Raw genomic sequence first — 14,116 nt, 5'->3', positions numbered from 1 at the left:
AGTAATTATGTTAATTGATAAATTACTTGTGCTGTCGATGGATCAAGCCATCACAGCCACAGCAACTTCTACTGACACACTTGATTTGCAGAGAGCATCAACGAGTGTCAATCGTTTACCCGTTTTGCTACGCGGTAAAAACCTTTTGCCTACGACTGCCACAGTAACAGTTCAATTGCAGGAATCTTCTGATAATTCTTCATGGACCACTGTTGAAAGTTCACGTGCTTATACAGGTGCTGAACTTAATTCAGGTGTAATTGGCGAAGTGATGATGCCTGTTAAGCCTAAACGTTATGTCCGCTTGAATTATGTTGTTGCAAGCGGTCCATTCACAGCGGGTACTGTTTTTGTCCATGTCTCAGATCATCGTGACGTGCAAGCAGCTTATCCAGTCTATGCAGGGGCTTAAACATGGAAGGCTTAAAACAAGTACGTGCAAATCAAAAGGGCTTCTACAAAGACCGCCTTATTCAAGATGGAGAAATCTTTGCGGTCGGAGAAGATGAAACAGGGCTTTGGTTCGAGGACTTAGATCCAAAGCCTGTGGGTACTGACACTAACAGCAATTATTCTCGTATGAACAAAGAAGCTCTAACTGCGGCCGCAGCTGCAAAAAATATTGAGCTAAACGGTTCAGAAACTAAAGCTCAACTTGTTGAGTTGTTAGAAGAAGCCGACCTATTGCAGTAAAGCAGGGTAAAAACTTATGAGATCAATTACTGATCTTTTCAATCTAGCCCTGTCGCATCTTGCGCAGGGCTATGTTGTTAATGATCCTACTGAACAGACACCGCATGCAAAATTGTGCAGTACTTACTACCCAGTTTGTAGGCAAGACATTCTTGATGATGAGCATCAATGGACCTTTGCGGTCGGAAGTTTGGCTTTGAATGCTGATGCTGGTTATGCCGATGCAATTGCTTATGTGCTGCCTAGTGACATGATTCGACCATTTCAACTTGAATCAGGCACACCGTTTTATGTGCAAGGTGATCATCTTTTTACATCAGATCCTTCACCAGTTTTACGTTATGTAAGAGACATTAAAGATTTGTCTTTATTGCCTCAAAAATTCAAAGTGGCTTTGTCATATTTATTGGCAGGGCGTATTGCCGGCGCATTAATCAACGACCAAGAAAAGCAAACCATGATGTTGCAGATTTACGAGATAGAGAAGGCCAAAGCGATTAGGACTGATCTGCAACAGCATCGCATCGAGCGCAGACCTGACTTTGATGGTTCGTTATATTTAGCGAGATAAAAATGCAATTATCATTTAATGGCGGCATCGTATCTTCTGAAATGTTTGGTCGCTTTGATCAAGCAAAATACCAAACTGGTGTTGCGAAGTGCAAAAACTTCCTTGTCGAGCTTTATGGCGGTTTGACTTATTGCGCTGGCCTTCGATACGTTCATCATTATGCATGGCACTTGGGCGGAATGCGCTTAATTCCATTTGTGTTTAGTGAAGAACAAGCAGTTGTTTTGGCGATTCGAGCGGGAGCGGTGAACTTCTTTGCAGATGGTGGGATGCTACTAGATGAGGATGATCTACCCTTAGAGCTTGCCTTGCCATATACGCAAGAGCATTTAATGCAGCTGCGGTATGCACAGTCGGCAGATGTAATAACAATTACGCATCCAAACTATGTACCACGCAAAATTATTAGAAAAAGTGCAACAGAATGGGTTGTCGAGTTTGTCACCGTTTCATATGGCATCGGGCAACCGCAGAATCTCACAGGGGTTGCAAATACGCCAAATACAACGGGGTATGTTGAACGCGATTATGTTTATCAAGTAACTGCAATTAATGAGGATAACGAGTCCAAAGCCTCAGAAAAATCGCCTATTTTAAAGAATGATCTCACACTTGCAGGCAACACCAACGTCTTGAATTGGGATGCAGTACCAGGTGCAACACGATACAACGTCTTTAAGTTGCGTTCGGGTTTGGCAAGCTACATTGGGGAAACAACTGAATTAAGTTTCACAGATGATTATATTGAGACTAATGGATCGATAACCCCGCCATTAATTCGAGATCCGTTTGAGTTCAATCCAACGGCGGTTGCATATCATGGCCAACGTAAAGTTTATGGTGGCGGATATAAGTCACCACAATGGTTGCGCATGTCTCGTACAGCTACCGATGATAATTTTGGCTATCACATTCCATTGCAAGACACAGACTCAATTCAGATCAGATTTGCTGCGCGTGATGGGAATGGGGTTAAGCACTTGGTCCCTATGGGCGATTTACTCATTCTAACAAGCGGTGCTTTGTGGAAACTCTCATCAGATGGGGCAATGACTGCTGCAAGTGTAAATGCAAGTAAAAGCTCGAGTACAGGGGCTAACGATGTGACGCCCGTTGAAATTGATGGGGCCACTATCTTTGCATCCGACCAAACAGGCCACATTCACGAAATTTCAATGTCCCAAGGGATAAACTCATCCTACCAAACAATCGATTTATCTTTGATGTGCCCGCACTTATTTGATGGACATAAAATTGTAGATTGCGCATTGGTCAGGAACCCATTAGATGTGCTTTATTTTGTGCGTGACGACGGCGTTTTGTTATCTCTAACTTATAGTGCACAACAACAAGTTTGGGCTTGGGCTGAACGACATACAAATGGCAAAGTGATATCTGTGGCTGCAATTCCAGAAGAATCTCAAACGGTTCTTTATTGTGTAATTGAGCGGGGAGAAATTAGAACAATAGAACGGGTGTTAATGAGACAGCCGGTTGAGATGCAAGACCAATGCTACCTAGACAGTTCTATTCAATACAAAGGTCCACCAACAAAAACAATTACTGGCCTAGATTGGTTGGAAGGGCGTGAGGTTTCAGTTTTTGCTGATGGGGGTGTAAAGCCTCCTAAAACAGTTACTGGCGGCTCAATAACATTAGACCGCGAATTATCAAACGTGTGGATAGGCTTGAATTATGAAGGTGAGATTCAAACACTGCCTTTGGTATCTCAAGAAACACATCCAGCTAAACCGAAATTACCTACTCAAGTTCATTTAAGAGTTAAGGGAACGCAGGATATTTTGGCAGGTACAGACCCTGAAAATCTTTTAATGACAGAGTATAAACCTCGGAGTCTTGAACCCTACGGACAGCCTTTAAAGCTGATAACCGGTTGGGCACAAATACCTGTTGCCAGTGCATACAATAAAGACGTACAAATCACTGTAAAACATGATAAACCTTTACCCATGAAGCTCTTGGCAATAGAGGTAGAGTTCAAATGACAATTACGAATATCGAGATCCGAAAACCAACTGACCGAGACATACGAATTCTTGTTGAAAACATGCGCGAAGCAGATAAAGAAGAATTGCGGGCTTACTTCAGCGACAATTACGACTTTATCGTAAAAACGAGTGTTAAGTATTCACGCGATGCTTGGGCGGTGGTTGTAAACGGTAAACTGCTTTTTATTTGTGGCGTAGGTCTTACAAGCATGATTGGGAGTGTCGGTTGCCCTTGGTTGTTGGGCACGGATCATATTTCAAGTTATCCAATAGAGTTTTATAAGCAAAGCAAAAAAATTCTTGGTGAAATGATGCTTGATTACGACACGTTGACGAATCATGTTTATGTCAAGAATGACAATGCGATACGTTATTTAAGGCGTTTGGGTTTTAAGTTTAGCGAACCTGAACCACACGGGACAAACGGCGAATTATTCTACCCGTTTGCAATGGTGGCAGCATGATGGGTGGCGGAGGTGGCGGAGGTCAAGGCAACCTCTATGCCGCAATTGCAAAAGCTGCGGTCAAAGGCGGCACGACTTATTTAAAGCTCAAGGCCCAAAAGCAAGCACTTGAACAGCAAGCTGAATTTGCTGATGCAAATGCAACACTTGCAGATATTCAGGCGCGTGATGCGATCGATTCAGGGCGAGTTTCAGTCACTGATTATCAACGCAATGTTTCGGCGTTCAAATCTAGCCAAATTAATGCGCTAGCTGAAAACGGCATTGATGTCACCCAAGGTTCAGCAATCGATATGCTTGCAAGTACAGAAATGATTGCGCAATCAGATATTGACACAATCAAGTACAACGCTGCAATGCAGTCTTGGGGGCATCGAGTAGAGCAAACCAATTTCTTGAATCAGAAAAACGTATTAACTGCCCAAGCGAAATCGATTCGCCCACGTCTAAATGCAGAACTTGCTGCAATGAATGAGTTCGCATCAACCATGTTTGGCGGCGGAGGTGGGGGCAGTCCAATGCAAGGCGGGGAGTCAATGACTGCTATGCCAAGCGGCGGTGGCAGCTATTCAAATAATAGTAATTTTGCTATGTCGCTATACGGCAATAACCAAGGCGCATCTTGGCAGAACTACAACTGGAATTGGATGGGAAATCAATAAATGCGTATTCCACAGTTTAATCAACAAGTAAACGAGCAAGGCATGCCAAATGCCCGCATACAAGGTGGCATGTCACCTGGTGCAGCGGTTGATGTTGTGTCTAACCAGATTGACGGTATTGCAAACTTGGCTAATACTGCTGCTAACGTTTATCAGCAAGAAGTTGATAGAACTGACCGCACACGCGTTATGGATGCTCAAAACCAATTAACTGAACTCAAGTATCATCTACAAAATAATAAGATCGATGGATATATTCATAAAAAAGGCGCAGATGTTGTTGGATTCAATAACGACGATGGCACTGGCTTTGTTGATTACTACTCAAAAGCTTATCAGGACGGCGTAAGCGAGATTACTGCAAAGCTTGGCAATAACCGCCAACGTGCAATGTTTAATCGTGCAGCAACTCAAGATGCCTATGCATTTAGAGGGAATCTGCAAAACTATTTTGTACGTGAAAACGATACATACCAGCAAAGTGTTTACTCTGCATCAGCGGATAGATACATCCGAAACATTAATGAAAACCCTGCTGACTTTGCATCTATTGATGACAGTCGTGAAAACCTAAAGGCTTCGCTTGGTGAGTTAATGCGCTTAGAAGGTAAATCAGCAACAGAAGCTGAAAACCTTTATCTGAAAAATGTCTCCAGTGCGCATATGAACAATCTGAATGCTTTTGTTGAGAATGGCAACCTTAAAGCTGCAACTTTGTATAGAGATAAATACAGTAGCGAAATATCATTGGCTGACACTTTCAAAGTCGATAAAGTCATTCGTCAAAAATTAGAAGATCAGCAAGTTGAATCTTTGGTTAATTACGCAATTACAGGTTCTCAAGAAAATAGTAATCCTGCCCTAAATGCACCCCCACAAGTATCACAGGCGATTGCACAAGAATTGAAAAGCCTTACACCGCAACAGATGAAGGGCATAAAATACAATGATCAGCGGCTTGATGTTTACACGGTTCATGCCGCAAAAGAAAAAGGCATGGAGTGGGCAGCGCCTTTGCTATTAGGGATTCGTTTATCAGGGGAAAAATCAGATAACAGTGCAGTCTCTCCAAAAGGTGCTAAATCAGTTATGCAATTTATGCCACCAACTTGGTCTGATTTTAATAAAAATGGTCAGCGCGATATTAACAATCCTGCTGATACTATTGACGCTTCATTAGAATTTGTTGATTGGATAAGTAAGAAATATAAAACCAAAGATCCAATGGTAATCGCAGCATATTACAATGGGGGCCATCCTGCCGCCGAAGCTGTTAAAAATGGTCGATTACCGCCAGCAAGCGAAACACGTAGTTATTTAGAGCGTATTGATAATTGGCTTACAGATGGTTTTGGCAAATATGCTAAGCAACCTTCTAAGACCCGTGAACAAGCCTTTGATGCGGTGTGGGGCAGTAATGTATCTCAAGAGGTCAAAGGTAAGGCAGAAGTTGCTTTAAACCGTCGATATGCAGCTGAAGACAAAATTAAAAAAGACAAACAGGACGAATCGTATAGCGAGATATTTAATGGAATCACAACTGGTCAGTTTACTTTTGAGCAAATACCAGTAAATGCAATTACTGATCTTGAGCCTGCTCAAATTAAAAGTTTACGTTCAATTAGCAAGTCTATCTACGAAGCACCTGTTAAAACTGATCCAACTGTTTTTAGTATGATTATGCTCAACAAAAATGAGTTATTTAAGGGTAAGCCACAATCAGTACTACACCAATATGCAGACAAACTTTCGCCTGCGGATTACCGAAACATTACTCAAATGTACCTTGATGTTAATAAGGAACCTAAGGACATTAAAAAGAACGATGAAATTGAAGTAAGTCCGAAAACGGTCTCAGACTATTTAAATCCATACTTACCAATGCTTGGTATTACTGATAAATCTAACAAAAAACAAATTGAACATTACTCTGCGGTCCAAGCGGATGTTACACAAACATTACGAGAAGCCGAGGCACGTAAAGGCTCCAAGTTATCGAAAGATGAGTATGGTCGAATTGTACTCAAGACAATTGGTCTAAATTCTCAGATCACTTCTTCACGATCTTTTTTAGGAGTGCCTCTAACTGGTAATTCTGAAATTACTTTAAATCGAATATACTCAGTTAAAAGTAAGGATGATATCGCCCCCAACACTCAAAGAAAAATTGACGACTTGTTTAAAAAACAGGGCCGAGATGTGTCTAAAGTTACTTTGGCGGAATATCTGAATGCGTACTACTCAATGATGCGTCGGGGGTTTTAATGGGTTTATTCAAAAATTTTCTTTTCGGAATAATGGCAATAATAGCGCCTACAGTCTTGTATGAATTGACATTAACATTGTTAAAATCAATAGGCATTGATGCGCCTACGTTTAAAATTTTATTAGCTGTTTGCTATGCTTTATTTGCGTTTTTATTAGTTATCATTGTTTATGAGAATACTACAGCAAATAAAAATAAATTAATTATAGTTCTACTTGATATTTTAGGCGGCAGCTTACTTTTCTTTTTTACCTACCCATCTTGGGTTCCCATATTTTATATGATCTTATCTTTATTTTCGCTTATGTACTGGCGCAGTCGATTTAGGAATTAGGGATGTTAATTGGCAACTAAGCTGTCAACAGCAAAAGCCTTTATCACGTATAACAGCATTTAAGATTACATAAGTCCGTAGTCTTAAGTGCTTTTATTATGTCTGATCAAAACCAAACAAACCTTACAATTGGTCAATTATTCGAAATCAACCAAGGTAAAAATGCAACCCAGATTGCAGATACAGAAGCACGTGCGCGAAAGGCCGCAAAAGACCTTGGACTAGACTATAACAAAATGACGGAAACGCCTGAGCAAATTGCATCAGTTGCCGATGAAGTCATAACTCAAAAGAAGTTAAACGAAGTTATTTCGAGCGATCCAGTCCTTGGTAAATACGCATTAAACCCAAACCAAGCTGCTGTTTCACTTGATGACTTTGGTTCATTAAAAAAGATCAGTGATAGCGTTTCGTTATTTGGTTCAAGTCTTACAGATCCGCGTCAACAAGTCACCTATGATGATTTGCAAAATGCGATTGTGAAAGGTGCATCTACTGAACAGCAAAAACGGTTGCAAGACCTTGGTGTATTCCAAAAACCTGACTCAGTAAAGCCGACAGTTAGCAATCTATTAACAGATCAACTAAATGCGCCTTTCTTTCCGAAAGCACCAGAACAACAAATCAAAGAAGTGCACGACCAAATCCTAAAAGAACAAGGTTCATACGCTGCGGCACGCTTCAATCGCTACATGGAAAATCGTAAGTTTTGGGATAGCCAAGGTCAATTGCTGCCGCAGGAAGAACGTGAAGGCAGCACGAATTGGGATGCAACCAAGCGTGGTTATGCATCTCTATGGCAAACCATTGGCGCGGCTAAATATGCAGCCACTGGTGACGACAGTATGTTGCAGCGATTCACCAATTATAAAAAGCGCCTTCCCCAATCTCAAGAATTAGTAACCCTTTTGGATGACATGGGGCAGGCTGCAAAAACCAATGACGCTGGGTGGTTAGGGGCAACTCAAGAATTTATAACCAAAGCAGATGGAGGAACCATCACAGAACTGGCATTGGAACAACTACCTCCAAGCTTAATAGGCTTTGGTCTTGGTGCAGGTGCAGGGAGTGTATTAAGCCAAACATTAACAAGGAACACAGCAAAATACGCACCATGGTTCATGTCGATAGAGAAGGCCCAAAACCTAATCAAAGGTGCGGCATTAGTTGGTGGTGCAATTCAAGGCGGAATTGGTGCAGGTACAGCTGACGTCGCGATTTCTTACGGACAAAACATGGCTGAAGCGCGTGAAAAGTTTCTAACACGCCAAGAGCAAATTGACTATGCGGCCGCTAAGACGTGGGGGTCTGCTAAATATTCAGCCTTAGGCGGATTGCTATTGCCTATCAATTTCGGTGGGGCGTTGCGAACTGTAGGCGGTCAAGCAGTTATTCAGTCTGCAGCAGGGGTTTATTCAGTTCAAGGTGCGGCAGATGCCGTTGGGGAAAAGGCAGACCCGGTAGAAATGGCACTAGAGGGAATGTTGGGCATGATCATGGCAGCACCTGAGGTTGCCATAGTTTCAGCAGGCAAGGTTAAAAACCAACGTACAGCCGAATTTGCGCTGGACCAATTGCGCCAAGACCAACAACAGGATGCAGTACGTTCAAGCACACTTGCTGCAATCCTTAATACATTAGTAAATCGCAATCGTGAAAGTAAAACTAATCAGCGCGATGAATCGGCAAGCCAAGATTTTTTGCGCCAAGCTATTGAAGAACACGGCGCAATTGATGAAGTCTTTATCGATGGGCAGACTTTTAACCAGTTATTGCGTGATCGTGATATTGCACCAGAAGATTTGTTCTCTCGTGCACCAAGTCTGCAAGACCAATTGGGCAATGCTCAAGAATTTGATGGCACAGTTCAGATACCAATTGACGAATTTGTTTCGTCCATGTCTGCATTGGATGATGCAACAGATTTTGTTGAAAATGTTCGTTCACGTCCAGATATGCCAACGCTTAAAGAAGCACAAGAGAACTTGGCAAAGACCACGGAACAAATGCGCCAAGAGGCCGAAACGTATTTAGATGAACAAGCAAAGTTTGAAGTGGCTGAAGATTCACGGGAAATAGTTGCAACCGAGATCCAAAACCAACTTGGTAAAACTGCAACATTTAATGCCAAGTACAACCGTGCTGCAGGTGAATTGGCTTCGGCATTTTACTCAACCTTAGGCGATAAATTAGGTATAAGTGCAAAAGAAGCTTTTGACCTTCATCCAATTCGTATCTTTAGAGAAGGCACCGAACAGGGTTATAACCAAGTTCTACCCGATGCTATGCCAAAGGGAATGGTTAATAGCAATGGACAAGAAGCCGCAAACATTTATACAAATTATTCAAACAACCATAACGATTGGGCAATTAAGTCTATTTTGTTGGGCGAAGTGGGTAATTTCTCTCGAAGCGATTTAAATAAATATACTGGTTTTTCTCATTCGATCTATACATCTGAGTTAATGCATATTCGAAAAAATCATGGGGATGCAAAAAAAGAAAATGCTCGTGGACAATTGCCTGTTTTAGCGTCAGATATTGCAAAAATTGAGGATATTATTTTAAACCATGATGCTTTTATTCAAGATGCTGGATTGAGCAAAAACAAAAAACCAATGATCGGTTATGTCAAAAAATATGATGATGGCGTGTTGGTGTATGTAGAGGAAGTAAGAGAGGGAAGATCTGATTTATCAGGGCTTTCAATGAGAAAGCATCCCGCCACGAGTGATATCAATGTACTGGTTAAGCACAATAGCCACACTCCCAACGTCCAAGACGATGGCGGGCATAGTTCAATTTTAGATCAGCGTGATAATAATTACAAGCAAACAAATGGCGGTACAAGAGGCTCAATTGTTTTCCCTAATGGGGAGATAGGCTCAAATATAATTTTAAGTAAAAATGCTGATTTTTCTACATTTGTGCACGAGCTTGGGCATCATTTCTTAGAAATGAATATGGATATTGCGATGAATCCTGATGCACCTATTCAAGTTCGTCAGGACATGGAAACAGTTTTAAAGTGGGCTAGTGCTGACTTCAAAGACATTGGCGAATGGGATTTTTTCACCGATGCTGAAAAAACAGAAGTGCATGAAAAATTTGCTGAAACTTTTGAACAGTATGTGTTTACAGGCAAAGCGCCAAGCATTGACTTAAAGCAAGTTTTTAATCGCTTCCGTCAGTTTATGATTGCTGTATATCGCAATGTAGAGAAATTCTTAGGCATTAATGACCGTGCAGAATTGAACAGCGATATTACAGGCGTGATGGATCGAATGCTTGCATCAGAAAGCGCAATTCAAGAGGCTCAAGCGGCTGCAAATTTAGAGATGCTGATTCAGCAAGATGACGCAATGCGCATGGGTATAAGCCCAAAAGATTATGATGAAATGCGCCAAGACCATGAGGTAGCAACAGAACTTGCAATCAATACGCTTGAGCAGAAAACGCTGCAAAACTTATCCTGGTATCAAAAGCAAAAAACCAAGTATTTACGAACACTGCAACGTGAAGCGAATAAAAAGCGCGAGTCTGTAAAACAGGAAATTGCAAAGGATGTAGCGCAAGAGCCGATCTATCAGGCCATGATGTTTTTACGTCAACCTTTGGACAAAGTAGAGAAGCGTGATTTAAACAATGTTCAGTCTGAGCGTGACACCTTATTTGAAGCAATTGCGAAGTTAGGCGGCCTTGATGTAAATGAAATCGAATCGACTTGGGGCATAGACCAAGCTGCGAAAATCAAATCAGGCATTGGTAATAAGCCAGTTGTACGATCATCAAAATCTAAAGTAAGAGGTCTTTCTATTGAAGAAATGTCAGAACGTCTTGCGGAGTTTGGTTACTTGGCCAAAGATGAAAATGGTAAATTTGATACTCGAGAATTGGAAGACCGTTTTGCAGATGAGCTAATCGGTAATAAGCAATATTCTAATGAAGTTGATCCTGCATTACTTGATTACGCCCAAGACATGGACATTTTACAGCGATATGCAGAAGGCATGGTCACAAAGGGCAAATTGGCTTTAGATTGGATTGAAGCGAAATACGGTAAAGACAGTGAAGTATTTAACCAAGTATCAAAAGGCGCTTACGGCGTTGCCCAGCGTGGGGGTGAAAACCCTGATTTAATTGCAGAGATGTTTGGCTTTGAAAGTGGCGATGCTTTGATTCGGGACCTAATCAATTCTCCAACGCCCAAGCAACGCATCGATCAATTAACAGATGAACGCATGGCTGCACAATATTCTGAATTTTACGATCAGCAAAGCATTACTGAAGCAGTTGAATCAGCATTGCATAATGATATTCGTGCTCGAATGTTGGCCGCAGAAATGGCAGCATTAAATGGACTTATGGGGCGTAAATCTGCACTGAATGAAGCAGCTAAGGCTGTTGCACGTGACATGATCCAACGCCAAAGAATACGTGACATTCGCCCCCATATGCGCGCACAAGACGATGCTCGATTGGGGCGCATGGCAAATGATGCGTTTAAGAAAGGGGAGACAGTTGATGCCGCCCGGCATAAGCGCAATCAACTCGTCCAATTTTATGCAACAAAATACAGTTACGATGCAAAGGACCAAGTACAACAAAGCCTGAACATTGTGAAAAAGATATTTGGCAATAATGAAAAATTAGCCAAAAGTCGTGATTTTGATATGGTCACAGCAGCACGTGGAATATTGGGTAAATATGGTTTAGGTCGTGATTCATCAAACTATGAACAGCAACTTGAATTAATCAGAAAATATGACCCAACAACCTATGCTGAAATTCAAAACATCGGGGTGCTACCTGAAAACCAAGATTTCAAGAATCTAACACTTGAGCAATTCAGTGCGGTAATGTCCGCAGTGGAAACACTTTGGTATCGTTCCCGTGACAATAAAATTTGGCACACCACAAATGAAGCCTTTGAGCGGGAACAAGTCAGAGAGGAATTAATACAACAATCCCGTGGTAAGAAAAGCATTGAGAAAATTCAACAAACAATGTTGGGTCGGGATAAGTTTGCAGAACTAAAAGCAAGATTTATGGAATTGGGTGCATCCGCTAAACGTGTTGATCAAGTTGTGACTTGGTTGGATGGCGGCCCAACGGGTAAATATCGTGAATATATTCTTAATCCAATGCAGGATGCCCTGAGTAAATACCGCATTGATAAAGCCAAAATGTTAGATCAAGTCGTTAAAACATTTGAAGGCTTTGGCAAATTGGACAATTCAAAGATTGCCGCACCTGAATTAAACAATTATACATTTATTGGCAAACAGTCTTTGCTTCACGCAATCATGCACACAGGCAATACAAGTAACAAAGAGCGTTTAGTGCTTGGTTATCGCTGGGGCAGTCGCTTGGAAGATGGTTCAGTTGATTTCAGCGGTTGGGACCAATTTTTTAATCGCATGATTGCAGAGGGCACAATCACCAAAACGGATATGGACACTATACAAAAATTTTGGGATTTGTTTGATAGCTACAAAGAAAAAGCACAAATCACGCATAAAAAGATCAACGGTCGTTATTTTGATGAATTACCAAATTCACCTGTGATGACACCTTTTGGCGAGTACAAAGGGGGTTATGTACCTGCTGTGTATGACCGCTTACGCTCAAACGAACAAGACCGCATTCAAGACAAAAACCTTGCAGAAAATAACTTACAAGCTTTGGACATTGCCACCACTGGCGCCAATTTCACTAAATCACGTGCTGACCGTTACCACGATCAGCTTGAGTTAGATTTGTCACGTTTGCCAAGCCATTTGGACAAAGAGTTGCGCTATATCCATTTGGAACAGCAAGTTCGCCAGGTAGGGCGACTGCTGTTGAATAAAGATTTCAGAAATGAGATTGAGCGCGTTTTGCCGTTTGGTGTTAAGCAGATTTTTAATCCATGGTTGAAAGCGGTTGCAAATCAATCCGTAGATGAGAGTTCAGGTTCACATGTGCTGGATAGAGTGTTTAGCGTGCTACGTCGAAACACGGGTATTGCAATTATGTCTGCTAACTTAAAGAACGCAGTAGAACAGTTAACCGGCTTTGCGCAAGTCACAGTAGCAGTACCGCCTAAACAATTGATAAAAGCTCAAGCTGATTACTTTAGATCAATCGCATCGCGTCAAGACATGGCAAGTGACATTATGGACATGTCTGATTTTATGAAAACACGTTGGGATCGTGCAGCAGATGAGTACCGATATGCAATTGATGAAATTGTATTTCAAAAGAATGCCTATCAAACAGTGAAAGATTTCACAATGAAACATGCCTATTTCTTACAGACCTCGATTCAACGCCCAATGGAGATCGTGACTTGGCAAGCGGCCTTCAATAATTTCACTGAAAAGGGTATGAATCAATATGATGCTGTTCATGCTGCAGATAGCGTTGTGCGTCAGTACATGATGGACATGTCACCTGAAGGCATTTCAAACATTGAACGCGGTACACCTGCTAAGCGTATGTTCTTGATGTTTTATAACTGGTTCAACATGGTATGGAACACGGCCAATTCTGAAGCAAAGCTTGCACTTGAGGCCAGCAACGGCAGTTGGGTAAATGCTTCACCACGATTGGCTTATGTCGCTTTAATGATGGTTTCTATTCCTGCAATGGTTTCTCAACTTCTATTCATACTGTTCGCAGGTGGTATCAAAGACTATGACAATGAGGATGATAAATGGAGCGATCTAGCGGAGCAAATGGCGTTATCCCAAGTGAAGATGCTCACGGCGTTTGTACCTTATGCAGGGAATGTTGCTAATGCTGCAATCAGTAATACCGATGGGAACGTAATGAATGACCGTTACACTGCTTCACCTGTATTCAGCATTGGTGAAAGCGGGATTGCTCTAATCCAACACACTAAACGGGCATTAGATGATGAGAAAGAAGTCAATCAAGGTAAAGCAGCAAGGGACCTTTTAAACACGATGACGTTTGTTTCTGGTATCCCTTTTTCAATTCTTGGTAAACCTTCTGGGTATTGGTTAGACATTTTCAGTGGTAAAAAAGAAGAACCTAAGGATGCTGTTGATGCTGTGCGCGGAACCATTACTGGAAAGCATGCACCTACAGACTAAGCTGTTGACAGCACAAG

General features: G+C 41.7%; 8 protein-coding genes. All 8 read left to right on the top strand.

Features of this window, described 5'->3' with window-relative positions:
- The first annotated feature begins 7 nt into the window (after positions 1-7).
- The 8 genes from F902_RS13105 (at position 8) to F902_RS13065 (ending at position 14,099) form a co-directional block, all read left to right on the top strand.
- The gene (locus F902_RS13105) at positions 8-412 is read left to right on the top strand and encodes a Bbp16 family capsid cement protein (protein ID WP_005204129.1); all 405 of its coding nucleotides are present in this window, start codon (positions 8-10) and stop codon (positions 410-412) included.
- Positions 413-414: 2 nt separating this feature from the next.
- Entirely contained in the window at positions 415-693 is a 279-nt protein-coding gene (locus tag F902_RS13100) for a hypothetical protein (protein ID WP_005204127.1), read from the top strand.
- Positions 694-709: 16 nt separating this feature from the next.
- Positions 710-1,264: a phage connector family protein gene (locus tag F902_RS13095; RefSeq protein ID WP_005204125.1), complete on the top strand. Its 555-nt coding sequence runs from the start codon at positions 710-712 to the stop codon at positions 1,262-1,264.
- A 2-nt stretch (positions 1,265-1,266) separates the two neighbouring features.
- Complete coding sequence (locus F902_RS13090; protein WP_005204123.1) at positions 1,267-3,270, top strand: phage tail protein; 2,004 nt, start codon at positions 1,267-1,269, stop codon at positions 3,268-3,270.
- A complete protein-coding gene (locus F902_RS13085) occupies positions 3,267-3,737 on the top strand; it encodes a phage protein Gp13 family protein (RefSeq protein ID WP_005204122.1) in 471 nt (156 codons plus the stop codon). The genes F902_RS13090 and F902_RS13085 overlap by 4 nt, the downstream gene beginning before the upstream one ends.
- Positions 3,734-4,399 (top strand): hypothetical protein, encoded by a 666-nt coding sequence (locus F902_RS13080; RefSeq protein WP_005204119.1) that lies wholly within the window; start codon positions 3,734-3,736, stop codon positions 4,397-4,399. The genes F902_RS13085 and F902_RS13080 overlap by 4 nt, the downstream gene beginning before the upstream one ends.
- Complete coding sequence (locus tag F902_RS13075) at positions 4,400-6,664, top strand: transglycosylase SLT domain-containing protein (RefSeq protein ID WP_005204117.1); 2,265 nt, start codon at positions 4,400-4,402, stop codon at positions 6,662-6,664.
- A gap of 433 nt (positions 6,665-7,097) precedes the next feature.
- A complete protein-coding gene (locus tag F902_RS13065) occupies positions 7,098-14,099 on the top strand; it encodes a PBECR3 domain-containing polyvalent protein (protein WP_005204114.1) in 7,002 nt (2,333 codons plus the stop codon).
- Positions 14,100-14,116: the final 17 nt, after the last annotated feature.

Origin of the sequence: Acinetobacter higginsii (assembly GCF_000369525.1) — a bacterium.
GTDB classification, from domain to species: Bacteria; Pseudomonadota; Gammaproteobacteria; order Pseudomonadales; family Moraxellaceae; genus Acinetobacter; species Acinetobacter higginsii.
The sequence above is the reverse complement of the archived record's forward strand: the minus strand, read 5'-3'. Positions and strand labels throughout refer to the sequence as shown.

Coding starts and splice junctions, on each gene's coding strand:
- F902_RS13105 (WP_005204129.1), top strand. CDS start 8: ATGTTAATTGATAAATTACTTGTGCTGTCGATGGATCAAGCCATCACA.
- F902_RS13100 (WP_005204127.1), top strand. CDS start 415: ATGGAAGGCTTAAAACAAGTACGTGCAAATCAAAAGGGCTTCTACAAA.
- F902_RS13095 (WP_005204125.1), top strand. CDS start 710: ATGAGATCAATTACTGATCTTTTCAATCTAGCCCTGTCGCATCTTGCG.
- F902_RS13090 (WP_005204123.1), top strand. CDS start 1,267: ATGCAATTATCATTTAATGGCGGCATCGTATCTTCTGAAATGTTTGGT.
- F902_RS13085 (WP_005204122.1), top strand. CDS start 3,267: ATGACAATTACGAATATCGAGATCCGAAAACCAACTGACCGAGACATA.
- F902_RS13080 (WP_005204119.1), top strand. CDS start 3,734: ATGATGGGTGGCGGAGGTGGCGGAGGTCAAGGCAACCTCTATGCCGCA.
- F902_RS13075 (WP_005204117.1), top strand. CDS start 4,400: ATGCGTATTCCACAGTTTAATCAACAAGTAAACGAGCAAGGCATGCCA.
- F902_RS13065 (WP_005204114.1), top strand. CDS start 7,098: ATGTCTGATCAAAACCAAACAAACCTTACAATTGGTCAATTATTCGAA.